This is a genomic window from Nonomuraea sp. NPDC050540 (assembly GCF_044457485.1).
In the GTDB taxonomy this organism is placed as follows: Bacteria; Actinomycetota; Actinomycetes; order Streptosporangiales; family Streptosporangiaceae; genus Nonomuraea.
In genome coordinates this window covers 963,958-987,420 of sequence record NZ_JBITHA010000001.1, presented here as the reverse complement: position 1 = coordinate 987,420, position 23,463 = coordinate 963,958, and the positions used below count along the sequence as shown (strand labels likewise).

23 protein-coding genes are annotated in these 23,463 nt (G+C 71.4%); 12 read left to right on the top strand and 11 right to left on the bottom strand.

What is annotated here, in order from left to right; all coding sequences use genetic code 11:
* Positions 1 to 34 precede the first annotated feature (34 nt).
* The 4 genes from ACIBI5_RS04460 to ACIBI5_RS04445 are packed head-to-tail and all read left to right on the top strand — an operon-like array spanning position 35 to position 3,094.
* Positions 35 to 721, top strand: a complete 687-nt coding sequence (locus tag ACIBI5_RS04460) for an ABC transporter ATP-binding protein (protein ID WP_397243081.1) — start codon at positions 35 to 37, stop codon at positions 719 to 721.
* A complete protein-coding gene (locus ACIBI5_RS04455) occupies positions 718 to 1,416 on the top strand; it encodes an ABC transporter permease (RefSeq protein ID WP_397243079.1) in 699 nt (232 codons plus the stop codon). The genes ACIBI5_RS04460 and ACIBI5_RS04455 overlap by 4 nt, the downstream gene beginning before the upstream one ends.
* Positions 1,413 to 2,492 carry a sensor histidine kinase gene (locus ACIBI5_RS04450; protein ID WP_397243077.1) on the top strand — a complete coding sequence of 360 codons (1,080 nt, stop codon included), beginning with the start codon at positions 1,413 to 1,415 and terminating at the stop codon, positions 2,490 to 2,492. The genes ACIBI5_RS04455 and ACIBI5_RS04450 overlap by 4 nt, the downstream gene beginning before the upstream one ends.
* Positions 2,468 to 3,094 (top strand): response regulator, encoded by a 627-nt coding sequence (locus tag ACIBI5_RS04445; RefSeq protein ID WP_397243075.1) that lies wholly within the window; start codon positions 2,468 to 2,470, stop codon positions 3,092 to 3,094. Before ACIBI5_RS04450 ends, ACIBI5_RS04445 begins: the two co-directional genes overlap by 25 nt.
* A gap of 134 nt (positions 3,095 to 3,228) precedes the next feature.
* On the opposite strand, the gene ACIBI5_RS04440 is transcribed toward ACIBI5_RS04445, so the two are convergent.
* Entirely contained in the window at positions 3,229 to 4,581 is a 1,353-nt protein-coding gene (locus ACIBI5_RS04440; protein ID WP_397243073.1) for a hypothetical protein, read from the bottom strand.
* A 193-nt stretch (positions 4,582 to 4,774) separates the two neighbouring features.
* Between ACIBI5_RS04440 and ACIBI5_RS04435 the strand changes: the two genes are divergently transcribed.
* Positions 4,775 to 6,994, top strand: coding sequence for a thiamine pyrophosphate-dependent enzyme (locus ACIBI5_RS04435; protein ID WP_397243071.1), 2,220 nt, complete (start codon positions 4,775 to 4,777; stop codon positions 6,992 to 6,994).
* Between the two features lies 1 nt (position 6,995).
* Here the strand turns inward: ACIBI5_RS04435 and ACIBI5_RS04430 are convergent, their stop codons facing one another.
* The 5 genes from ACIBI5_RS04430 to ACIBI5_RS04410 are packed head-to-tail and all read right to left on the bottom strand — an operon-like array spanning position 6,996 to position 11,627.
* Positions 6,996 to 8,657: an LLM class flavin-dependent oxidoreductase gene (locus ACIBI5_RS04430; RefSeq protein WP_397243069.1), complete on the bottom strand. Its 1,662-nt coding sequence runs from the start codon at positions 8,655 to 8,657 to the stop codon at positions 6,996 to 6,998.
* A 49-nt stretch (positions 8,658 to 8,706) separates the two neighbouring features.
* On the bottom strand, positions 8,707 to 9,420 hold the full coding sequence (locus ACIBI5_RS04425; RefSeq protein WP_397243067.1) for a maleylpyruvate isomerase family mycothiol-dependent enzyme: 714 nt from the start codon (positions 9,418 to 9,420) through the stop codon (positions 8,707 to 8,709).
* A 45-nt stretch (positions 9,421 to 9,465) separates the two neighbouring features.
* The gene (locus ACIBI5_RS04420; protein ID WP_397097308.1) at positions 9,466 to 10,587 is read right to left on the bottom strand and encodes a magnesium and cobalt transport protein CorA; all 1,122 of its coding nucleotides are present in this window, start codon (positions 10,585 to 10,587) and stop codon (positions 9,466 to 9,468) included.
* A 4-nt stretch (positions 10,588 to 10,591) separates the two neighbouring features.
* On the bottom strand, positions 10,592 to 10,735 hold the full coding sequence (locus ACIBI5_RS04415) for a hypothetical protein (protein WP_397243065.1): 144 nt from the start codon (positions 10,733 to 10,735) through the stop codon (positions 10,592 to 10,594).
* Between the two features lie 7 nt (positions 10,736 to 10,742).
* Positions 10,743 to 11,627, bottom strand: coding sequence for an amidohydrolase family protein (locus ACIBI5_RS04410; RefSeq protein ID WP_397243063.1), 885 nt, complete (start codon positions 11,625 to 11,627; stop codon positions 10,743 to 10,745).
* A 34-nt stretch (positions 11,628 to 11,661) separates the two neighbouring features.
* Between ACIBI5_RS04410 and ACIBI5_RS04405 the strand changes: the two genes are divergently transcribed.
* Both ACIBI5_RS04405 and ACIBI5_RS04400 read left to right on the top strand, forming a co-directional pair.
* Complete coding sequence (locus tag ACIBI5_RS04405; protein WP_397243061.1) at positions 11,662 to 12,360, top strand: M50 family metallopeptidase; 699 nt, start codon at positions 11,662 to 11,664, stop codon at positions 12,358 to 12,360.
* A gap of 52 nt (positions 12,361 to 12,412) precedes the next feature.
* Positions 12,413 to 14,158, top strand: a complete 1,746-nt coding sequence (locus ACIBI5_RS04400; RefSeq protein ID WP_397243059.1) for a protein kinase — start codon at positions 12,413 to 12,415, stop codon at positions 14,156 to 14,158.
* On the opposite strand, the gene ACIBI5_RS04395 is transcribed toward ACIBI5_RS04400, so the two are convergent.
* From ACIBI5_RS04395 to ACIBI5_RS04375, 5 genes are all read right to left on the bottom strand, one after another.
* Positions 14,145 to 14,366, bottom strand: coding sequence for a helix-turn-helix domain-containing protein (locus tag ACIBI5_RS04395; RefSeq protein WP_397243057.1), 222 nt, complete (start codon positions 14,364 to 14,366; stop codon positions 14,145 to 14,147). The two genes, ACIBI5_RS04400 and ACIBI5_RS04395, sit on opposite strands and share 14 nt — an antisense overlap.
* A gap of 129 nt (positions 14,367 to 14,495) precedes the next feature.
* The gene (locus tag ACIBI5_RS04390) at positions 14,496 to 15,218 is read right to left on the bottom strand and encodes a GntR family transcriptional regulator (protein ID WP_397097313.1); all 723 of its coding nucleotides are present in this window, start codon (positions 15,216 to 15,218) and stop codon (positions 14,496 to 14,498) included.
* A 63-nt stretch (positions 15,219 to 15,281) separates the two neighbouring features.
* Complete coding sequence (locus tag ACIBI5_RS04385) at positions 15,282 to 16,256, bottom strand: LLM class flavin-dependent oxidoreductase (protein ID WP_397243055.1); 975 nt, start codon at positions 16,254 to 16,256, stop codon at positions 15,282 to 15,284.
* A gap of 385 nt (positions 16,257 to 16,641) precedes the next feature.
* Positions 16,642 to 17,991 (bottom strand): dihydroorotase family protein, encoded by a 1,350-nt coding sequence (locus ACIBI5_RS04380; protein WP_397243053.1) that lies wholly within the window; start codon positions 17,989 to 17,991, stop codon positions 16,642 to 16,644.
* Positions 17,988 to 18,920, bottom strand: a complete 933-nt coding sequence (locus tag ACIBI5_RS04375) for an alpha/beta hydrolase (RefSeq protein WP_397243051.1) — start codon at positions 18,918 to 18,920, stop codon at positions 17,988 to 17,990. The genes ACIBI5_RS04380 and ACIBI5_RS04375 overlap by 4 nt, the downstream gene beginning before the upstream one ends.
* Before the next feature lie 131 nt (positions 18,921 to 19,051).
* Here ACIBI5_RS04375 and ACIBI5_RS04370 point away from each other — a divergent pair, with 131 nt between their 5' ends.
* From ACIBI5_RS04370 to ACIBI5_RS04350, 5 genes are read left to right on the top strand one after another with little or no spacing between them, the layout of a single operon-like run.
* On the top strand, positions 19,052 to 19,819 hold the full coding sequence (locus tag ACIBI5_RS04370) for an ABC transporter ATP-binding protein (RefSeq protein WP_397243049.1): 768 nt from the start codon (positions 19,052 to 19,054) through the stop codon (positions 19,817 to 19,819).
* Positions 19,816 to 20,640, top strand: coding sequence for an ABC transporter permease (locus tag ACIBI5_RS04365; RefSeq protein WP_397243047.1), 825 nt, complete (start codon positions 19,816 to 19,818; stop codon positions 20,638 to 20,640). Before ACIBI5_RS04370 ends, ACIBI5_RS04365 begins: the two co-directional genes overlap by 4 nt.
* On the top strand, positions 20,633 to 21,397 hold the full coding sequence (locus ACIBI5_RS04360) for an ABC transporter permease (protein WP_397243045.1): 765 nt from the start codon (positions 20,633 to 20,635) through the stop codon (positions 21,395 to 21,397). Before ACIBI5_RS04365 ends, ACIBI5_RS04360 begins: the two co-directional genes overlap by 8 nt.
* Positions 21,394 to 22,392 (top strand): ABC transporter substrate-binding protein, encoded by a 999-nt coding sequence (locus tag ACIBI5_RS04355; RefSeq protein ID WP_397243043.1) that lies wholly within the window; start codon positions 21,394 to 21,396, stop codon positions 22,390 to 22,392. The genes ACIBI5_RS04360 and ACIBI5_RS04355 overlap by 4 nt, the downstream gene beginning before the upstream one ends.
* Entirely contained in the window at positions 22,389 to 23,414 is a 1,026-nt protein-coding gene (locus ACIBI5_RS04350) for a zinc-binding dehydrogenase (RefSeq protein ID WP_397243041.1), read from the top strand. Before ACIBI5_RS04355 ends, ACIBI5_RS04350 begins: the two co-directional genes overlap by 4 nt.
* The last annotated feature ends 49 nt before the right edge of the window (positions 23,415 to 23,463 follow it).

Below are 23,463 nucleotides of genomic sequence, written 5' to 3'. Positions count from 1 at the left end.
GCCGGGGGGCGCGACCGGGCGCGAGCATCGCCGTATGACAGCGATAACAGTGCGCGACCTGCGCAAGGCCTACGGCGGCGTGGTGGCCGTGGACGGGGTGTCGTTCGAGGTCGCGCGGGGTGAGACGTTCGGCGTCATCGGGCGCAACGGGGCCGGGAAGACGACCACGGTCGAGTGCCTGGTCGGGCTGCGCAGGCAGGATGCGGGCAGCGTCCGGGTCCTCGGGATCGATCCGGCGCGGCGGCGGGAGCTGGCCAGGAAGGTCGGGGTGCAACTGCAGGACAGCGCGCTGCCCGACCGGATCAAGGTGGGTGAGGCGCTCAGGCTGTTCGCCTCGTTCTACGCGCGGCCGGCCGACCCCAGGAAGATCATGGGCACCTGGGGGCTGGAGAAGCTCAGGAATCGCGCCTTCAGCGACCTTTCCGGAGGGCAGCGGCAACGGCTGCTGCTCGCGCTGGCCCTGGTGGGCGATCCCGAGCTGGTGGTGCTGGACGAGCTGACCACGGCCCTGGACCCGGTGGCCAGGCGCGAGACGTGGGAGCTGGTCAGGGGCCTCAAGGCGGCGGGCACCACGATCGTGCTGGTCAGCCACTTCATGGACGAGGCGGAAGAGCTGTGCGACCGGGTGGCGGTCTTCCGCGACGGGCGGATCGCGGCGGTCGGGAGCCCGGCCGAGCTCATGGCCCAGGCGGGCACGGCGTCGCTGGAGGGTGTGCTGTGAGGGCGTTCGTCCAGTTGTCGCTCAACGAGCTGAGGCTGCTGGCCCGCGATCCCGGCAGCCTGTTCTTCATGGTCGCCTTCCCGCTCATGCTGCTGGTGCTCAACAGCGGCAACAAGCGGCTGGAGATCTTCCTGCCCAGCTACATGGCGATGATCCTGGCGATCGGCGGCATCGCGGCGCTGCCGGGGATCGTGGCCACCTACCGGGAGCGCAAGGTGCTGCGGCGGCTGGCGGTCACGCCCATCTCGCCGGTCATGCTGCTGGGGGCGCAGGTCGCGGCCCAGATGGTGATGGGGCTGGCCGGGTCGCTGGTGGTGGTCGGGGCGGGCATGGCGGTCTTCGGGGTGGCGCCGCCGGCGCACCCGCTGCCGCTGGTGCTGGCGTTCGCGCTGAGCGCGCTGATGACCTGCGCGATCGGGTTCGTGATCGCGGCGGTGGCGCCCCGGGCGCGGACGGCGGATCTGCTCGGGCTCACGGTCATGTTCCCGATGATCTTCCTGGCCGGGGCGGCGATCCCGCGCGAGGGCCTGCCGGAGACCCTGCGGACGGTCGGGGACTATCTGCCGCTCACCCAGGCGGTGACGGCGATGCGGGAGGGCTGGTTCGGCGCTCCGGCCGCGCCGCCGTTGCTGCTGCTCACGGGGATAATCATCGTATGTACGGCGATAGCCGCGTTCACGTTCAGGTGGGAATGAGCCGCTGGCTCCACGCTTTCCACCTTCTCTTCTACGCCTGCCTGACGTTCCCCACGGCCGTGGTCGCGCTCATGGGGACCGGTGGCGGCCGGCCGCTCACGCTGGGGCTGGCCGCGGCCATGGGGGTCTACTACTGGCTCTTCGTGGTCCGCAGGAGCGAGGACCTCGAACGCCTCAACCCCATGGCCTGGCACTTCCTGGTCCTGCTCTGCCTGCTCTTCCTTCTGCTCCGCCGCGAGCCGGTCTTCGAGCTGGTCCAGTTCGGCATGTGCCCGCTGCCGTACGTGCTGCTGCCCGGCCGGTGGGGCTACGCAGGAGCGGTGACGCTGGTGGTGACCACGTTCGTGGCGAGCGGCCGGGTGACCGAGCTGGCGGTGAACCCGGGCGTGCTGGGCGGCCTGCTCGCCAACGCCGGGCTGGTCACGATCATGGGCCTGTTCGCCCACCACCTGGTCAAGGCCGGCGAGGTCGGGGTGCTGCGGGAGCGGGCCCGCCTGGCCAGGGAGATCCACGACACGCTGGCACAGGGGCTCAGCGGGATCATCACCCAGCTGGAGGCGGCGGAGCAGGCGATCGACGATCTGCCGGCCGTACGGAATCGCATCGCCGTCGCCAAGCGGCTGGCTCGCGAGAACCTCGGCGAGGCGCGGCGCTCGGTGGACGCGCTGCGGCCCGAGCCCCTGAACCGGGCCAGGATCGACCTCGCCCTCGGGGACGTGGCGGCGCGCTGGTCGTCGGCGAGCGGAGTTCCTGCCACGGTGGCGGTGGACGGGCCGCGCCGCCCGCTGGAGCCGGACGTGGAGGCGACGCTACTGCGCGCCGCGCAGGAAGGACTGGCCAACGCCGCCAAGCACGCGGGGGCGCGGCGGGTGGCCATCACGTTGTCGTACATGGAGGACGAAGTGACGCTGGACGTGCTGGACGACGGCGCCGGATTCGACGCGGACGCGGCGCCGGGCGGCGGTTACGGGCTGGCGGCGATGCGCGAGCGCGCGGCCGCGGTCGGCGGCACGGTGACGGTGGAGTCGGCGCCGGGAGAGGGGACGGCGCTGTGCGTGAGCATCCCGTCCGCCTGATGATCGTCGACGACCATCCGGTGGTGCGGGACGGCCTGCGCGGCATGTTCGACGGCCTGCCCGACATCACGGTGGTCGCCGCCGCGGCCGACGGCCGTGAGGCGCTCGCGCTGGCCAGGAGCACCGAGCCGGACGTCGTGCTCATGGACCTGCGGATGCCGAACCTGGACGGCGTCGGCGCGATCCGCCGCCTGCACGCGGCGCATCCCGCGACGAAGGTGATCGTGCTGACCACCTACGACACCGACGGCGACGTCGGCCGCGCGCTGGCCGAGGGCGTGGCGGGCTACCTGCTGAAGGACACGCCGCGCGAGGAACTGCACCTTGCGGTACGCACGGCCGCCGCGGGCGGCAGGGTGCTGTCACCGGCGATCGCCGGGCATCTGATGGCCGGTAAGAGTCGGCAGCCGAAGGACCCGAGCCCGCGCGAGCTGGAGGTGCTGCGCCTGATCGCCAAGGGCGCGGGCAACAAGGAGGTCGCCAGGACGCTGCTGATCAGCGAGACGACGGTGAAGACGCATCTCAAGCACGTCTTCGCCAAGCTCGGCGTGGAGACGCGGGCGGCGGCGGTGGTCGCCGCGATGGAACGCGGCCTCCTGTAGAACCCCCGGACGAGGCCTCTTCTGAAGCCTCCGAACGCGGGGCCTGTCAACGCGGCCTTCTCCGGAGCCTCTGGAGGAATGCGGAGGGCGCGGGCCCCCTGGATCGGAGGCCCGCGCCCGGGTCGTGCCGGCGGTTACCGCTTGACGCGCACGTAGTCGCTACCGCTGGTGTCGCCGTAGGCGTCCGAGTCGCCCTGGAAGACGAATCTCCAGGTGCCCGACTTCGAGGCCTTCACCTTGGTGTAGATGTTGCCACTGCTGTTGGACCAGGTGGCCTTGTAGTAGTACCACTTGCTGGAGCCCTTGGGCTTGAAGTACAGCCGGATCTTGGCTCGGTGGCCGTCCCAGCCGTCGTCGAGGATCTGCAGCTTGCCCTTGAACTTCAGGTACTTGCCGCGCTTGACGGGCTCGGGGTAGGCGTTGAACTTGATCAGCCTGCTGTCGGCCTTCTCCGGCGGCGGAGGCGGCGTGTGCCGCTCCACGCGGACCCAGTCGGCGTCGCTGGCCGAGCCCTGGATGCCGGAGGAGCCGCCGTACACGGCCCGCCACCAACCGGAGGTGTAGGCCCTGGCGTCGGCCCAGAATCGGCCGTTGCGGCCGGTCACGTCGCTGGTCACGTGCTCCCAGCGCGAGGATCCGTGGGCCTTGAACTGGATGGCCACCCGCTGGCCGGGCAGACCTTCCCAGCCCTCGACCTGCAGGTTGCCGCTGAGCGCGAGCCGGTCGCCCTTGTCCACGGGCTCGGGCGAGGCGTCGAAGCCGATGATCCGGGTGGGCCGGTCGGCGGCCTTGACGTCCACGCGGTCGGTGTCGCTGACCGAGCCCCTGGCGGAGCCGGTCTTGTCGAACTCGGCCCGCCACCAGCCGGTGGCCTCGGCCTTGACGCCGGTGGAGAACCAGCCGGAGCGGCTGGTGCCGGTCTTGGTGATGTGGCGGTAGGCGTCGGTCCCCTTCTCGCGGAAGGTGATCGTGACCTGCTGCCCGCCGTACCCCTTGCCCTCGGCGAGGAGACGGCCGGAGACCTTGATCGTCGAGCCCTTCGCCACCAGGTCGGGGCTGGCGTCGAAGTCGACGATCTTGGTGTCGAGGGCCTTCTTGACCTCGAACGAGCCGCGCGAGGAGCTCTCGCCGTCGCCGTGGGCGATGGCGAGGATGTTCCAGCGTCCGGCGCTCTTGGCGTCGAAGGACTTGGTGCCGGTCCACTTGGTCCATTCGCCGTGCGGCGCGGACTTGAGGTCGACCGGGGTGGGAACGCTGACGTCACCGGGCGCGCGGAGCTGGAGTTCAGCCTTGCCCGCGCCCTTCGTGGTGAAGCTGAACGTCGCCGTGACCGAGTCGTCGAACACGACGACCGGCGACGGGCTGACGTCCACGTCGGAAATGCTGGGGGCCTTCGCCCCGGCCGATGCCGTCGCCGGCGAGGCCAGAGCGATCGCTCCGGCTCCCATCGCGAGCGCGACGGCCACAGCGCGGATGCGTTGCGACATGCGGGTTTCCGTCCCTTCTGGAGTCCGCAAGTGGTCAACGCGGCATTGAGGGTGCCACGTGTTTCTCTCTAGTAGACGTTTAGGACGGGCAAAAGGTTCGTAAAGCTGACACGCCGTAACGAAACTGAGTCAGTTACACCGGTCCAGAACATGTCACCTCCCGACGAGGCGTCTGGGGGGCATAATCGGGCTTGTGGCGCGCGACACAGTTGAGACTCACTTCCTCGAAGCCGTAGCCGACCTCAAGATGGGCACCCCTCGTGACCCGTCAAGACCGGTCCGCGAGGGCAGCACGCTCAGCGGCCGGCTCTGTCTCGACCTGTACCGCCGCCAGCTCGACAGCCGGCTGCTCGACATCGCGGCCCGCTGGCTGCGCGAGCAGGACCAGGGCTTCTACACGATCGGCTCGGCCGGGCACGAGGGCAACGCCGCGGTGGCCGCGGCGCTGCGCGTCGACGACCCCGCGCTGCTGCACTACCGCTCCGGCGCGTTCTACCTCACGCGCTCGGCCCTGGCCGGGCGGCTGCCCGAGCAGGGCATCCGCGACGTGCTCCTGGGCCTGACCGCCGCCGCGGAGGAGCCGATCGCCGGCGGCAGGCACAAGGTGTTCGGGCACCCCGAGCTCGCGGTCATCCCGCAGACCTCGACCATCGCCAGCCATCTGCCCAGGGCCGTGGGCGTGGCCTTCGCCATCGAGCGGGCCCGCGCGCTCGACGTTCCCGCCGCGTGGGCCGGAGACGCGATCGCGGTGTGCAGCTTCGGCGACGCCTCCATCAACCACGCCACCGCGCAGTCCGGCTTCAACACCGCCGCCTACGCCACCTACCAGGGCCAGGCGGTGCCGATCCTGTTCGTCTGCGAGGACAACGGCATCGGCATCAGCGTCCGTACGCCCAAGGGCTGGGTCGAGGCGGCGGCGAACCGGCCGGGCATCGAGTACTTCGCCGCCGACGGCTGCGACCTGGCCGCCGCCTACGACGCGGCAGCGCAGGCGGTGGCGCACGTGCGGGCCAACCGCTCCCCCGCCTTCCTGCACCTGTCGACGGTGCGGCTGATGGGCCACGCCGGTTCCGACGTCGAGGTCGCGTACCGCACCCAGCGCGAGATCCGCGCCGACATGGAGCGCGACCCGCTGCTGCGCAGCGCCGCGATGCTGGTCGAGGCGGGCCTCGCCACCCCCGACGAACTACTCAAGTCGTACGAGTCCACGCGCGAGCACGTGCTGCGCATGGCGCTGGAGACCACGCGCAGCCCGCGGCTGTCCACGGCCGAGGAGGTCATGGCGCCCATCGCCCCGCGCAGCGAGGACGTGATCGCCAAGATCAGCCCGGTGGCGGCCGAGCCGTCGGTGCGCGAGAAGGCCTTCGCCGGCGCGCTGCCCGAGAACGACAAGGCGATGACGCTGTCGCAGGCGATCAACAGGACGCTGTCGGACGCGCTGGCCGTCTACCCCGAGATGATGGTCTTCGGCGAGGACGTCGCCAAGAAGGGTGGCGTCTACGGCGTCACCCGCGGCCTGCAGAAGCGCTTCGGCGCCGCCCGCGTCTTCGACACCCTCCTCGACGAGCAGGCCATCCTCGGCCTCGCGCTCGGCTCCGGCGTCGCCAAGCTGCTTCCGGTGCCCGAGATCCAGTACCTGGCCTATCTGCACAACGCGCTCGACCAGATCCGCGGCGAGGCCGCCACGCTCTCCTTCTTCTCCCGCGGCGCCTTCACCAACCCGATGGTCGTCCGCGTGGCCGGCTACGCCTACCAGAAGGGCTTCGGCGGCCACTTCCACAACGACAACGCCATCGGCGCGCTGCGCGACATCCCCGGCCTGGTCATCGCCTCGCCCTCGCGGCCCGACGACGCCTCGGCGATGCTGCGCACGTGCCTGGCGGCGGCCCGTACCCAGGGCGCGGTCTGCGTCTTCCTGGAGCCGATCGCGCTCTACCACACGCGCGACCTGTTCGACGAGGGCGACGGCGGCTGGCTGGCCTCGTACGCGCCGCCGACCCGCTGGGCCGACACGCACGTGCCGATCGGGCGGGCCCGCTCCTACGGCGACGGCCGCGACCTGACCATCGTCACCTACGGCAACGGCCTGCGGATGAGCCTTCGGGCCGCGGTCCGCCTGACCCAGGAGGGCTACAGCTGCCGGGTGCTGGATCTGCGGTGGTTGTCGCCGCTGCCGGTCGAGGACCTGGTGCGGGCGGCGGAGCTGACCGGCAAGGTGCTGATCGCCGACGAGACGCGCCGCTCGGGCAGCGTCTCGGAGGGTGTCGTGGCCGAGCTGGTCGACGCCGGGTTCACCGGGCAGATCGCGCGGGTGACGTCCTCCGACAGCTTCATCCCGCTCGGCGAGGCGGCCGGCCACGTGCTGCTGTCGGAGGAGGAGATCGAGGCGGCCGCCCGCAAGCTGCTCAGCTAGGTCAATACGGTGACGGCCCGCCGAACATCTCGGCCACCCGCGAGGCCAGCGTGACGTCGCCCTCGACCCGCAGTCGCCCGGACATCAGCAGGTCGGCCGGGTTGACCGTGCCGGCGAGGACGCGCAACAGGTCGGCGGCGGGCATCGCCAGCACGAGCGCCGGATCGGCGGCGCGGCCCTGTGCCATCCTGGCCCGCTCGCCGCGCACGGTGATCGTCCAGGTGGCCGCCGGTTCGAGCCGGAACTCCAGCGTCCCCTGGAACCCGCCGGCCTTGGCCGGGTCGAAGGAGCGCGCCATCAGCCGGAACAGCAGCCGCTGTTGCCCCGGCCCGAACCACCGCTCCAGTTCCCGGTCCTCGCGCCCGCCGACGAAGCGCGCCAGCAGCCCCTGCCCGCCGCGCCGCGCCGCCTTGCGCGCCGCCCGCAGCCGCTCCCCCGGCCCGGCCGGCGCCCGCCGCCCGATCCGCGCGACCTCGGCGTCCTCCTCGATCCGGTACGGCCGCGCCATCACCCTGACCGGAGCCCGCCTGGCCAGCGCCGCTCCGACGGCGGGCGCCAGCCGTTCCGCCTTGGCCCGTTCCCGTTCCTCGCGCCCGTCGGTGAAGACCGGCAGGACCTTCTTGCCGAACAGCTCCAGGCTCTCGCAGATGTGCTCGTGCCGGTTCGGCCCCGCCTGCAGTACGAAGATCATCTGATCGACGCCGGCGTCCTCGTAGCGGCGGACCAGCTCGACGAGCTGCCGTGGGCTGCCGAGCGCCCCGGCCAGCGGATCGTCGCCGCGCGCTCCGAGCGGGGGCCGCCGGGCGGTGAAGTCGTCCCAGATGGAGCCCCGGCCCGGTTCGTGCCTGGACGGCCCGTAGTAGTGCGCGAGCGCGTAGGCGAAGAACCCGGCGCCGAGCGCGCCGCGCCGCCTGGCCTCCTCCGGGTCCTCGTGGCACATCATCGGCAGCACGACCGCGAGGTTGGCGTTGACCGCGAACCCGGCGGGCACGCACTCCTCGGAGGCCAGCAGCCGGTAGTAGTCGCGCGACCAGGTGGCCGCGTCCTCGGGGTGCACGAACGCGAACGACAGCGCGCCGATCCCGTTGCGCGCGGCCAGCCGGATCGTCTCGCGCCGCGAGCAGGCCACCCAGAGCGGCGGGTGCGGCTTCTGCACGGGTTTGGGGATCACGTTGCGCGGCGGCATGCGGAGGTGGGGCGAGTTCCACCCGGCGAACGGCTCTTCGGCGAACATGCGGGTGACGCAGTCGAGCGCGTCCTTCCACATCTCGCGCTTGAGCTCGCGCGCCACCCCGAACCCGCCGAGCTCCGCGGCGGAGCTGGCCTCGCCGGTGCCGAAGTCCACGCGCCCGCCGGAGACCAGGTCCAGGGTGGCCACCCGCTCGGCCACCCTGGCGGGGTGGTTCACCTGCTGCGGGAGCTGGATGATGCCGTGGCCCAGGCGGATGTTCGTGGTGCGCTGGGAGGCGGCGGCCAGGAACACCTCCGGCGCCGCCGAGTGGGAGTACTCCTCCAGGAAGTGGTGCTCGACCTCCCAGGCGTAGTCGAAGCCGACCCGGTCCGCGAGCTCGATCTGGTCCAGGGCGTCGTTGTAGAGCCGCTGCTCGCTGTCCGGTTTCCAGGGCCGAGGCAGCTGGTGCTCGTAGAAGATTCCGAACCGCATTCTCGGACGGTAAGTGCGTTCTGACATCCTGTCCAGATCCGGACAGGGGTCACAGCCACGGCCCGATCGACGGCGCGCCGGGCTCCGGCGCCGGGCCGCGTCCGGTCAGCCACGCCGCCAGCCGCGCGGCGCTCCCGCGCACCAGCGCGACCCGCTCGACCAGGTCGCCCTCGTCCGGCCGGCCGCCGGGGTGGACGCGCCAGGTGCGCGCCCGGTCGAGCGGGACCAGCAGCAGCGCCGGGCCTTGGGGACGGTTCTCCATGGCCGCGGTGACGTCGCTGAGCAGCGCGTCGACCATGCCGTCGGGGAAGTCGTCGAAGGACCCTCCTGCGCCGAGGTCCACGGCGTGGATCCACAGCTCGCGCGCCCGCATCCAGGGGACGTCGGAGGCGGGCACGATCTTGCCCTGCGCGGTGCGGACCTTCGTGTTCCACTGCAGGTCCGACAGGCCCGCCAGGTCCTCGCGCAGCTCCCGGTCGCAGTCGGCCGACAGGGCCGCCAGCTCCGGCGCGGGGATGCGGGCCGTCTCCTCGATCTCCGCGTCGCGGGCCTCCCGGCTCGGGTACATCGCCCGCTCCTCGCCGGTCCTGGCCCAGTGGACCAGGCGGGACAGCGCCCGCGCGTTGCAGGCCACGTGCGCCACCACATGGCGGCGCCGCCATCCCGGCAGCTGCGAGGCCCCGTCCAGTCCCGCCTCGACGGCCGCGTCCACCTTGCGGGCGAAGTACTGGCCGCCCGCCTCCATCCACCCGAACTCACTCATGGGCACCACGCTAGGACCACGCACCCCGCGCGGTCCGGCAGACCCCTACAGCCAGTCGCGTCTCTTGAAGACGATGTACAGGATCAGGCACACCCCGCCCATCAGCACGACGGCGAACGGATAGCCCAGCGTCCAGTGGGTTTCCGGCATGAAGTCGAAGTTCATGCCGTAGATCGTGCCGACCAGCGTCGGGGCGAAGAGAATGGCCGCCCACGCGGAGATCTTCTTGACCTCCTCGCCCTGCCGGATGCTGGCCTCGGTCATCTTGGCCATCTCGGCGTTCTGGGCCTGCGTGACCAGGGTCGAGTTGATCACCAGGATGTCCTGGAGCATCTGGCGGAAGGCCGCCACGCGCTCCGTCACCGTGATCGCGTGGTCGGCGACGTCGCGCAGGTAGCTCTGGAGCTCCTCGTTCACGCCGTACTTGGTGGCGCCGGCGATGAAGCCGTCGATCATCTTCAACAGGGGCGCGGTCGCCCGCTGGAACTCGATGACCTCGCCGCTCAGCTCGTAGACGCGGCGCGAGACCGCCGGGTCACCGCTGAACACCTGGCCCTCGATCTCCTCCAGGTCCTTCTGCAGCCCGGCCACGACCGGGGCGTAGCCGTCCACGACGGCGTCGAGGATGGCGTACAGCACCGCCTGGGGGCCCTGGCGCAGGAGGTCGGGGTCGGATTCCATGCGTTTGCGCACGGCCTGGAGGTCGGGGGCCTCGGCGTGCCGTACCGTGATCACGAAGTTGGGGCCGACGAAGACGTGCAGTTCGCCGAAGGCGACCTCCTCCACGTCGTCGAGGTAGCGCGCGGCGCGCAGCACGACGAAGAGCGTGTCGCCGTAGCGGTCGGCCTTGGGGCGCTGGGAGCCGACGATGGCGTCCTCGAGGGCCAGTTCGTGGAGCTGGAACTCCTCGCCCAGCTTGACCAGTTCCCACTCCTTCGGGCGGTACAGGCCGATCCAGGCCATGGTGCCCGGCATCTCCTTGAGCCGTTCGAAGGCGTCGGCCAGCGAGCCGGGGTTGTCGATGCGCTCGCCGTACTGGTAGATGGCGTTGTCGATCACGGTCGGGCGGTAGGGGGCTTCCTCCTCCACGGCCCGGGGATCCATGGAGTGCTCCGGCGCCTGCTCGCGGATGCGACTGCTCTGCAGGAAGCCCTTCATGCGTGCCATGCGCTCACTCCTCTACGACACCTCGTCGAGACTCGTCGTGGTGCCGCACGATGAGCCCATCCGGATCGCCCAAGTTGACGTCCGGATGGTAGCAACGCTCCATGACCGCGAGGTTGCCGCGGACCAGCGCCTCGTGCCGATCGTTCACCCCTCCATCAGATCATGTCCGACCCGTTGTGCCAGCACACGGCCCTGACCCATTCGTCCCCGAGGCCGAGCCGGTCGAGCGCGTGCAACTGGTGCGCGTACGCATAGGGAATGTTCGGGAAATCGCTACCCAGCACCACCTTCCCCGCCCGGCCGAGTTCACGCAGCACGGGGCGGAGCGCGGCGGGGAAGGGCATGCCGAGCTCGGCGAAGTCGGTGAAGGCCATCGTGGTGTCGAGCGCCACCCGTTCGTAGCGCTCCGCCAGGTCGAAGAACGGCTCGTACTCGGGCATGCCGAGGTGGGCGATGACCAGGCGCAGGCGCGGATGTCTTTTCAGGAGGCCGGCGATGGGTTCTGGGCCCACGCGGCCGCCGGGCACGGGGACGGAACTGGCGTGGACGACGACCGGGAGCCCGGCGTCGGCCAGCAGGCCCCAGACGTCGTCCAGTTCGGGCAGGCGGGGGTCGAAGTCGCCCACCTGGAGGTGGATCTTGAAGATGCGGGCGCCGGCGTCGACGGCCTGCCGTACATAGGAAAGAGCGCCCGGCTCGGGGTAGAAGGTCGCGGAGGGGACGCACTCCGGGGTACGGCGGGCGAAGCCGAGCGTCCATGCGTTGAGGTCCCGGGCCATGCCGGGTTTGTGGGCGTAGGCCAGGGCGGAGAAGCGGGTGACGCCCATCTCGCGCAGGCGGGCCAGGCGCTGCTCCACGGGCCACTGGTAGGTGACCTTCCAGCCGTCGCCGAGCAGCGGGCCGCCGTGGTTGAAGTGGTGCCAGACGCGGCGCTCCATCCGTTCGGGCAGGAAGTGCACGTGCAGGTCGATCAGGCCGGGCAGCCCGCGCGCCGCCCGCCAGGCGGGAACCTCGGAATCAGAATGAAGTTCTGTGACCACGGCGGTGACTTTACCCGGATAGGGTCTCTACTCGATGGACAAGTTCCTGGCACAGCTCGTGGAGGTCCAGCCCGCCCCCGAGCCATGGGTGATCGTGGTGTCGGCGGTGTTCGCCTTCGCGGTCGTCTCCTACACCACCTCCTGGCACCTCACGCGAGGGCTCGTCACGATCGCCCACGAGGGCGGGCACGCGCTGATGGCCCTGCTCACGCGGCGCAAGCTGGAGGGCATCCGGCTGCACTCCGACACCTCCGGCGTCACCCTGACCAGGGGCAAGCCCACCGGGCCCGGCATGGTGCTGACCGCGCTGGCGGGGTACGTCGCGCCGTCTCTGCTGGGGCTGGCGGGCGCGTGGCTGACCGACCAGGGGCGCATCACGCTGCTGATCTGGGTCGTCCTGCTGTTCCTGGTCTGCATGCTGCTGCTGATCCGCAACCTCTACGGCGCGCTCATCCTGCTCGCGACCGGGGGCGCGATCTTCGCCCTGTCCATGTACGCGCCGGACGACGTCCAGCAGATCGTGGCCTACGTGGCGGTGTGGTTCCTGCTGTTCGGCGGCGTCCGCCCGATCATGGAGCTGCAGCGCAAACGACGTCGCAGGCAGGCCGGCAACTCCGACGCCGACCAGCTCGCCAGGCTCACGGTGCTGCCCGGCGGCTTCTACGTCTTCTTCTTCCTGCTGGTCGCGGGTGCCTCGATGTTCGGCGGCGCGTACCTGATGTCGCCCTTCTGACGCCCACACCCGGGCAAATCGCTAAACTCGCCCCTGACAGGGGGGAAGCACTGTGCAGCACGTCGAGGACGCCCCCGGCTATCGAGTGCTCGATCAGGCCGGTCAGGGCGGATTCGCCATCGTCTACCGGGCCTACCAGGAGCGTCTCGACCGGGTCGTGGCGCTGAAAGTGCTGTCCGTGGACCGGGTCGACGGCAAGACGATGCGCAGGTTCCAGCGCGAGCTCCAGCTCACCGGCCGCCTCACCGGCCACCCCAACGTGGTGACCGTCTTCGACACCGGCACCACGCGGTCCGGCAAGCCGTACATCGCGATGGACTTCTTCGAGAACGGTTCCCTGCGCGACCGCATCCGCAACAACGGGCCGCTCCCCCTGCAGGAGGTGCTGCGCTCGGGAGTCAAGCTCGCCGGGGCGCTGGCCGCCGTCCACGAGGCCGGGGTTCTGCACGGCGACATCAAACCGCAGAACATCCTCATCTCCCGGTACGGCGAGCCCGCCATCGCCGACTTCGGGGTCGCCCGCGTCATCGACACCGCCGAGGTGTCCGCCTCGACCCACGCGTTCACCCCGCTGCACGCCGCGCCCGAGGTCCTGAGCGGCCACCAGCACACCGCCGCCACCGACATCTACTCGCTCGGCTCCACCCTCTACCACCTGCTGGCCGGCCAGCCCGCCTTCCACAGCCCGACCGACCCGTCGATCGCGCCGCTGATGTACCGCGTCCTGAGCAGCGACCCGCCGCCCATCGACCGCGCCGACGTGCCCGCCGTGGTCTTCTCCACGGTCCTGCGCGCGATGGCCAAGGACCCTCAGCAGCGGTACGGCACGGCCCGCGAGTTCGCCGAGCGGCTGCGGCAGATCCAGGCGGAGCTCGGGCTGCCGGTCACCGACCTGCTCGGCGCCGACCCCGGCCCTTCCCCGGCGCCGCGGCCCGACGTTTCGTCCGGCCCGCAGACCCACCCGGCCACGTACCCGGCGACCGCCCCGGCCGACCTGAACGGCCCCGGCCAGGCCCCCGCGTACCCGCCCGCCAGTCCCAGCCCTTGGGCGCCGGGCTCCACCTATCCGGCGACCGGCTCCGTTGCCCCGGTCAGCCCGTGGGCCCCTCAGGCCGGCCCGGCCCCCTCCGGGACCCGCCCCGAAACCCGGCCCGCCACCGGTCAGGCCACGAGCCCATGGGCGCCTCAGGGCGAGCTGCCCCTGAACGCCCAGGCCCCCCTGCCTCAGCAGCATGAGGGAGGCGGCCCGGGGGCGCCCGGTGGCCGGCGGAGGAAGGACGGCGGTTCCTCCGGGCGCGGCAAGATCGTGATCGGGGTGACCGTGGCGGCGGTGGCCCTGGCCGGTACCGGAGTGGCCGTCTACCTGTCGCAGCGCCCGACCGGCACGGTGCCCACGGCCGGCCGTACGCAGCTGAAGCAGCCGAGCAAGCCCACCGTCGACCGCGAGTCCATCGACGCGCTCCGGCCGCGCGTGCTCAAGGTGGGGAGAGACCTGGGCGTGTCGGTCACGCTGACCTGGCGCCTGCCCGGCGGCGCGCGCGAGTACCCGATCGTGGTCCAGCGCGAACCTTCCGACGACGAGCCCCTCATCCCGCTGCCCGCCGGCACGACGTCCACCCGCGTGACCGGCCTCACCAAGGGCGTCGGCTACTGCTTCCTGGTCGGCGTACCCCTGCAGTTCTCGCAGAAGACCAGCGTCGCCTGGTCCAAGCCGACGTGCATCCGCGGCGCCCGGCCGGGCGGCCTCCAGCCCAACGACGCCGCCGCACCCAACGCCGCCGCGTCTACCTCGGAGTGAGCCGCCGTCCCAGCGTTCCCAGCCGGTAGCCCTCTCCCGGCTCGGCCTCCACCAGGCCTTCGCGGCACATCGTGGTGCACAGCGCGTGCACCGTGCTGCGCGGGATTCCGGTACGGCCGGCGAGTTCGCGCACCGACAACGGGCGCTGGGTGCCGGCCAGCGTGCGCAGGACACACGCGGCTTTCGAGACCGACTGAACGTGGGACATGGCCCACCCTGCCCACCGCCACCCGCCCCGATCAACCCCGGGTCCCGCGACACGGAACCTGGACGTACCTGGAGTTCCCACGCGCCGGCCCTGGTGGATCGGCCGCGCGGCCCTCTACCGCGCCGCGGCCTATTTGGCCTGGCGGCGGCGGGGTTTGGCGGGGGCCGCGGTCTCCGCCTCCTCCGACAGCACCTCGATGATGCGGCGGGAGACGATCTCCAGGTGCTCGTGCAGGTGGGCCACGGCGGCGTCGACGTCGCCGCGGGCCGCCAGGGTGGCGAGGTGGCGGTGACCGCCCTGGTCGTGGCCGACGCGCAGGCCGAGGAGGTAGCGGCCGACGGAGTTGCGCAGGTCCTCGATGATGCCGACGGCGACGGGGTTCTCGCCCGCGTCGTACAGCTCCCGGTAGAAGGCGGCCCGTTCCTCGGCCAGCGAGCTGCTGACGTGGGGCTCGTCGAGGGCGGTGCCGAGCTCGCGCAGCCGGGCCGCCCTGGCGGAGGTCATCCTGGCGATGGACTTGCGAAGGGCGTGCGACTCCAGCAGGACGCGCAGCTCGTAGATCTCGCGGACCTGCTCGACGGTGAGGGTACGCACCACGGCGCCGCGGTGGGGGTGGAAGGAGACCAGCCCCTCGGACTCCAGTTGCATGAGCGCGGTGCGCACCGGGATGCGCGAGACGCCGAGTCGCTCGGCGAGCTCCTCCTGGCGCAGGTGCTCGCCGGGTGCCAGCACGCCGGTGATGATGCACTCGCGGATGACGTCGTAGGCCATCTGTCCGACCGTTTTGTATCCAGCGGACATACGGCCGACGACATCGTCGAACGAGGGCTTGGTCGCGGTCTCCACGCTCACGCCTCTCCCGGGGATCCGGTTATCGGATCCAATCCAAGCACAGGTGTCCCGCCATGCGGGACACTACCGGAGTCTGGGCAGTACCTCGGTCCCGAGCAGGTCGATCACCTCGAACCAGCGCGGGAAGGAGAAGCGGAAGTCGAAGACGAGGTGCTCCACCCCGGAGGCCTCGAACTTCTTCACCTCGTCCACGATCTCCCCCGGATCGCCGACGATGAGCTGGCCTTCGAGGTCCTCGACCGTCTCGAACCGGCCCGAGGGCGGCCTGACCGCGAACTTGGCCTTGTTCGCCCAGGCCAGCAGGCCCGGGACGTTGACGTCGCGCAGCGCCTCCTCCCTGGTCGCGGCGACGGAGGTGGGCGGGATGACGGCCACGGTCGGCAGCTTCCTGCCGTTCTCCTCGCAGATCTCGCGCATGCTCTCGACGCGGCGGCGGATGGTGGCCAGCGAGATGCGGCCGGGCATCCAGCCGTCGGCCCACTCGGCGGCCAGGCGGGCGCTGCGGGGGGTGGCGCCGCAGTACCAGAAGGGGACGGGGCCGCCGACGGGCTTGGGCTCGATGCTGACGCCGGTGAAGGTGAAGTTGTCGTCGGAGTAGCTGACGTCGTTCTCGACGGCGACCTTGCGCAGGATCTCGGCGTTGGAGCGGACCAGCGAGACGCGGTCCCTGTCGCCCCAGCCGATCGCGTCGAACTCGTGCTGGAAGGTGCCCGCCCCGAACCCCAGGATGAGCCGGTCGCCGACGAGCTGGGTCATGGTGCCGAGCTGCAGCGCGGTGGTCAGCGGGTGGCGGAAGGGGATCAGCGAGCCGGTGCCGAGCTGGATGCGCGAGGTCACCGCCCCGATGGCGGTCAACGTGGTGAGCGCGTCGTAGAACTCCCGGTTGGGCGACTCCATCTCGCCGTGCGGCTCGAAGACCAGGTGGTCACGCACCCAGACGGAGTCGAACCCCAGTTCCTCCGCCCGCTGCGAGCCACGGAGCAACCGGTCACGGGAGGCGAACTCACCAAAATGGGGGAGCAAGAGGCCGAATTTCACGACAAATCTCCTTAAATCCATGAGGTACGGCTACCGCCCCCGCTCTCCCAGCCCCTCAACCCTCCGAGCCCCGAAACTCCGGGCTCCCCGGAACTCCGGGCTCCCTGGCATCCGGGGTCCTGCGGGGCTTCCGGCGGGTCGGATGTGCCAGGGCCGGCGGGTCGGCGACCGGGACAGAGAGTGCCCGGACAGCGGGGCGGCGGTGGGCGGAAAGGACGAGGTGGAGGCGGTGAGCAGGGCGGGAAGGCGGCGGGCACGGGGCTGGGCGGCGCAGGCTGGGCGGTGAGAAGGGCAGCAGTCGAGGAGGTGGAAGCGGTGGCGGGCACGGGGAGGCGGCGCGAGAGGGGTGGTGGAGGTGAGGTGGTGCAGGTGAGGTGGGAGTGGGTCAGGCTTGTTGGCCGTGGCCGGGAGGGCCGACGACGTGGCCTTCGCCGTACACCTCGACTCCGCGGACGAAGGTGCGGTCGATGCGGACGCCGCACGTCACCCCCGCATAGGGTGTCCAGCCAACCCTGGACAGGACGTCCGCGTCGGTGATGGTCCACGGCGCGTCAGGGTCGGCGATCACGATGTCGGCGTCGCGGCCGGGGAGCAGGGCCCCCTTCATGGGGAGGCCGAACGTGCGGGCGGGAGTCTCGGCTGCCATGTCGACCACGCGTTCCAGGGTGATCCGGCCCGAGAGGGCGGCGTCCAGGAGGAGGGGGTAGAAGTACTGGATGCCGGGGGTTCCGGTGTGGGAGCTCCACATGCGGGTCCAGCCGATCTCCTTCTCCTCCCGCGTGTGCGGCGCGTGGTCGGAGGCGGCGATGTCGATGGTCCCGTCGCGCATGCCTTCCCACACCGCCTCGCGGGCGTCGTCGGGCACCCAGTACGACAGCGCGTACGGCCCGAGCCGCTCGACGTGCTCCCACCGGGACAGGAACGGCATCCAATGGTTGACCTCGCACGTCACGTCCACGCCGCGGGCCTTGGCCCGGCGGACGGCCTCGACGGAGCGGCGGGTCTGCATGTGGGCCAGGTGGACGGGGCAGCCGCTGGCCTCGGCCAGGCGGAGGACGACGTCGATGGCGGTGTCCCAGATGACGCCTTCGCGCTCGGCGTACGCCTGGGCGTAGGCCTGCGGGGTGTTCTCGCCGCGGCCCAGGTAGCGGCCCTCGATGTAGTCCATGAGCGCCTGGTCATGCGGGTGGACGATGAAGCGTTTGCCGGTGGCGGCGATGGTGTCCATCATGCGCAGCAGGTCGCCGTGGTCGTGCATGCCGGTTCCGGCGGGGTGCGGGTAGGTGCGGCCGGTGTCGACGACCATGTACACCTTGTAGGCCCTGATTCCCATCTCGGCCATCTTGGGGACCTGGTCGGCCAGGGTTGCGGCGGGGTTGTGGTTGTAGTCCACGATCGAGGTCGCCGCGTACCGGGCCAGGACGTCCCGCAGCGTCTCGACGGTGGTGGTGGGCGGGTCGAGGTTGGGCATCCCGAAGATCGTCGTCACGCCTCCGGCCGCGGCCTGGCGGGTGGTGGTGAGAATGTCCTCCTTGTGGGTGAAGCCGGGTTCGCGGGTGTGGACGTGCACGTCGACCATCCCGGGCAGGACGAGCTTGCCGGTGGCGTCGACCACCTGGTCTCCGGCCTCCACCTCCCGGGAGACCAGCCCGGCGATCTTGCCGCCGGACACGAGCACGTCGGCGTCGAGGCGGCCGGCGGGGGTGACGACCGTTCCTCCGGCGATCCTCATCATGCGGGCGCCTCGATCCGCGCGTCGCCCTCGGGGGTGGAGACCACCAGGTGGGCGGGTCCGAGGTGGCGGTCGAACCAGGCGACGACCCTCGGGGTCACCTCGGTCCAGTAGCGGTCGTAGGCGGCGTAGTGGGTGGTGTGCCGCTGCATGATCAGCTCGCGGGGGCCGCGGGCGGCGGCGTAGATCTTCTCGGCATGGTCGGTGGGTGTGGTGGCGTCGTTCTCGATGCCGATGACCAGCAGCGGGGTGTGCACCGTGGCCGCCGCGGGCCGGTAGGCGAGGATCTCCTCCACCGCGGGCGCGAACGCCACCTGGGTCGGGACGCGCTCGTCCACGTCGGCCTTGACGGTCGTGGCCCGCCGTTCCTTGGTCGGGACCATGATCTCCTCGCGGGGATGGACGAAGCGGCCCTTGCCGGTGCGTACGCGGTCGAGGCGGTCGGACTCGACGTCGGCCAGGAACTCCAGCCACTCGTACTCGCTGCGCATCCGGTGCAGCCAGTCGGCCCCGTCGGCGACGGGCAACTGGCTGACCGCGGCCCGGACCCGCCGATCGGCGGCGGCCAGCAGCACGGCGTTGCCGCCGCCGGTGCCGCCGCTGCCGAAGACGCCGATGCCGTCGGGCACCACGTCGTCGCGGCCGGTCAGGTAGGTGACGGCGGAGCGCAGGTCCTGCAGCTGCCGGGCGGGCGACAGGATCGACCGGTCACCCTCGGAGCCGCCGAAGCCCCGGTAGTCGAAGACCAGCACGGCGAAGCCCGCCGCGGTCAGTGCCTCGTGGTAGCGGACGTAGAGTTTCGCGTCCTTGAGCCCCAGCCAGCCGGGGCCCTGGACGATGGCGCGGTACGGCCCCGCCCCCTCGTCGGGAGTACGCCACAGGGCGCTGATCCGGTCGCCTTCGCTGTACCAGCTCACTTCTTCTGTGCGCATGCCCACAGCCTGGATTTCGTATCCAATCTTGTCAACACTCTCTGAGAAACGTCCGAGAGAGGGGGGTTGACCGTGATTTAAGGCCATGAATAATGTAGCCATCTCGTTCCCCTGGGAGTACGGAGCCGTTTATGGCGACCGATCCGATCATCCAGATCCGCGACCTGTCCGTCCGGTACCACGTCGCCAGGACGGGCAACCGGCTGATCGCCGTGCAGGACGTCGACCTCGACGTCATGGAAGGCGAGTTCCTGACCGTCCTCGGGCCCAGCGGCTGCGGCAAGACCACGGTCCTCAACTGCGTGGCGGGCCTGCTCACCCCGACGACCGGCACGATCCTGGCCGGCGGCCGCCCGGTCACCGCGCCGGGTCCCGACCGGGCCGTGGTCTTCCAGGACTACGCGCTGCTGCCCTGGCGCACCGTCGCCGACAACGTCCGATTCGGGCTGGAGATGCAGCCCCGGCTGAAGGAGGGCGCCGCCGACCGGATCGCCGAGGCCATCCGCCTCGTGGGCCTGTCCGGATTCGAGAACTCCTACCCGCGCGAACTGTCCGGCGGCATGCAGCAGCGCGCCGGGCTGGCCAGGTCGCTGGTCGCCGATCCGCGCATCCTGCTCATGGACGAACCGCTCGGCGCGGTCGACGCGCTGACCCGCGAGGTCATGCGGGCCGAGCTCAAGCGCATCATCGACGCCACCGGCAAGACCGTCGTCTTCATCACGCACAGCATCGACGAGGCCGTCCAGCTCGGCGACCGGATCGCGGTGTTCAGCTCGCACCCGGGGACCATCAAGGAGATCGTCACCGTGACGCCGGGCAACCGCGACGGGCTGCGCGACCAGCTGTGGAAGTCGCTGGAGTCCGACGCCGTGGCCGCGGCCCGCGGGGCCGCGGAATGACCGCGCGCACCGCCCCCGCCAAACCCCTGCGAGTCCGCCCATCCGGTACGGCCCGCCGCCCGTGGAAATACCGCACCCCGCTCATCGCCCTGGCCGACCTGGTGGTCTTCGTGGCGCTCTGGCACGTGGCCGTCGTCGAGCTCGAACTGGTCAACCGCGTCTTCTTCCCCTCTCCCGGCGACGTGGCGGGCGCGCTGGCCACGCTCGTGTCCAGCGGCGAACTGGCCGGCCACCTCGGCACCAGCGCCAGAAGCTGGCTGATGGGATACAGTCTCGGCGCCGCCGCCGGAGTGGTCACCGGGCTCGTGACCGGGAGCCTGCCGTGGGCCAACCGGCTGCTCATGCCGCTGCTCTGGTCCCTGTGGGCGACGCCGCTCATCGCGCTCCAGCCCACGCTCACCGCCTGGCTCGACTACGGCGACGGGCCGATCGTCGTCCTGGTCTTCCTCAGCACGATGATCCCGGTGGCGCTCAACACCGCGACCGGCGCGGCGCAGACCAGCCCGTCGCTGATCAGGGCGGCCCGGGTGTTCGGCGCGGGCCGGATGGCGGTCTACCTGAAGATCCGGCTGCCGTGGGCGGTGCCGTACGTGATCGGGGGGCTGCGGCTGGCGGTGCCCACGTCGATGATCGGCCTGCTGGTCGGCGAGATGGTGGGCTCACCCAGCGGCGTCGGGTCGATCATCGTCAACGCCACCGCGCGGTTCAGGACCGGCGAGGCGTTCGCCGCCATCGCCGTCTACGTCGTGCTGTCGGTGGTGCTGGTACGGCTGCTCGACCTGGCCGAACGCCGGGCCGGCGGGTGGAGGAACCATGCGTGACCTCAAGAGGTGGGCGGTCGTCCTGGAGGTGGCGGCGCTGTTCGCGCTGTGGGAGCTGGCGATCAGCGGGCTCAAGCTGGCCAGCCCGTCGTTCGTGCCGCCGCCCAGCGCGATCTGGACGGCGTTCACCGGGATGCTGGCCGACGGCTCGCTGCCGGAGCACGCCTGGTTCAGCACGCAGAACGCGGTGGCCGGGTTCCTGCTGGCGGTGGTCGTCGGCGTGCCGTGCGGGCTGGCGCTCGGGTCGTCGCGGCTGGTCAGCGATGTGGCCGGGCCGCCGTTCTGGACGGCCTACGCGATGCCGAGGATCGCCTTCCAGCCCTTGCTCGTGCTGTGGCTCGGGTTCGGGGCGGCGCCCAAGATCCTCATCATCTTTCTCATGGCGGTCTTCCCGATCGCGATCAACACCATGGACGGCATCAGGGGCGTGGATCCCTCGCTGGTGCGGGCGGCCCGGGTGTACGGCGCCGGCCGTGTCCAGGTGTTCCTCAAGGTGCAGCTCTGGGCGGCGCTCCCGCTGATCCTCACCGGGATCCGCATGGGCGTGGCCAGGGCCATGGTCGGCATCGTGGTCGGCGAGTTCATCGGGGGCAGCCAGGGGCTCGGTTACCTGATCTTCCGCAGGTCGGCCGACTTCGACCTGGCATCCGCGCTGGCGCTCACGCTTCTGCTGGTCGTCATCGCCAACGTGTTGATGGCGCTGGTGAGCCTCGCTCGCCGGATCGCCGCTCCCTGGTACGCCGAAGGAGTGTCATGAAACGTCTGATCGTGCCGCTGGCCGTACTCCTGATCGCCGGATGTGGCGGCAACGCGCCGCGGACCCCCGCGCCCGCCGCGACCGGACCCATCGGCGCGCCGGAGAAGACCGCCCTGAAGATCGGCATGCGGCTGCCGAACCTGGACACCAACGCCCCCGTCGAGATCGCCCTCGACAAGGGCTTCTACAAGGAGGAGGGGCTGACGGTCGAGCGGGTGGAGGTGCAGTCGATCAGGGAGGGCCTGGTCGGCGGGAGCCTCGACTTCGGCGCCGAGGCCTCGCCCGACGTGGTCGCGGCGGCGACTGCGGGCACCGGACTGCGGATCGTGGCCGGGTACCGCAACCGCGAGCCGTTCGTCGTGGTGGTGCGGCCGGAGATCGCCAAGCCTCAGGACCTGGCGGGCAAGCCGGTGCTGCTGGGCGCCAACCCCGGCACGATCGAGTACGACGTGCGGACACAACTGCTCAAGGAGGCCGGTTTCGACCTGACGGGCGTGGCGGTGAAGCCCGTGAACCTGCCGGGCGGCTCGAACGCCTGGGTGGAACAGTTCAAGCAGGGCAAGCTGGCGATGACCGTGATCTTCCCCCGGCACAAGAAGCTGGTGCAGGGCCGCATGGTGCTGGACGTGATGAAGGAGTGGCCCAACGACAGCCTGACCGCGCTCAAGGACTTCGTGGACCGCAACCCGAACACCACCGCCCGCTTCATCCGGGCGACGATCAAGGGCATCAAGGTCTACAAGGACCCCGCCCAGCAGGCGTACGTGCAGAAGCTGATGCGGGCCAAGGGCTTCACCGTGACGCCGCTGGAGGAGGAGCCCGAGGTCTACGCCAACGGCCCGCTGCTCTACGACGACGACATGGGGCTGAACCCGAAGGGCTTCGAGGAGTTGCTCGCCGTGCTGAAGCTGCCGCCGGCGCCGTTCGCGTCGTTCACCCATCTCGGCCAGCTCACCCGCGCGCAGGACGCGCTCGGCGTGGCCAAGCGCCCATGAGGGCGGCGCGCTGGGACGGCTCGCGGCTGCGCGTCGCCGACGTACCGGTGCCGGAGCCGGGGCCGGGCGAGGTGCTGATCGAGGTGCGCGCGGTCGGGGTGAACCAGCTCGAACGCCAGGTCATGGCGGGCGCGCCGCTCGGCCCCGGCGTGCTGCTCCCCCGCACGATCGGGCTCGACCCGGCGGGCGTCGTCGTCGCCTGCGGGCCGGGCGTGCCCGACCGCGTGGGGGCGCGCGTCGCGGTCAAGCCGAACGTCCCGTGCGGCGGATGCGGCGCGTGTACGGCCGGCTGCGAGGCCGACTGCCCGGCCCAGACGGTCGTCGGCGTCCACCGTGACGGCGGCGCCGCCGCGTACGTGGCGGTCCCCTCCCGCGTGGCCTTCGACGTGGGGCCGCTGCCGTTCCCGAGGGCCGCGGCGGCGGTGCACAGCGTGCCGATCGCGCTGCACATGATCCGCCGCTCCGGCCGGGGCGTCCCGCGGAAGGTGCTGGTGACCGGGGCCACCGGGGCGCTCGGCTGCGCGGCGGTGCAGGTGGCGGCGGCGCTGGGCGCCGAGGTGACCGCGGGCGCCCTGGAGGGCGAGCCGATCGGCGAGCTGCCCGGCCTCGGCGCGAGCGAGGTGGTCACCTACCCGCGCGAGGGCGCCGGCGAGGCGCTGGAGAAGGCGCTCGACGGCCGGTCGCCCGCGCTCGTGCTGGACGCGACGGGCAGCGGCGAGCTGATCTCGGCGGCGCTGCGGTGCGTGGCGTGGGCGGGCGCGGTGGTCGTGGCCGCGGCGCTGCCGGACTCGGCCGTCGCGATCGACACCCGCGCCTTCTACACCCGCCGGGTCACCCTGTACGGCTGCGCCGCCGCGGACTACGCCGACGTCAGCGACGGCCTGGACCTGGTGGCCCGCGGCCTGGTCAGGCCGCCGGTGGCGGCGGAACTGCCGCTGGAGGAGGTCGGCGCGGCCTTCGCCATGGCGGGCCGGCGCGACCATCTCGGCAAGGTGATGCTCGTGCCGGACCCGGCGACATGACGCTCGTGACGAACTCGGCAAGGTGATGCTCGTGACGAAGGAGGAGCCG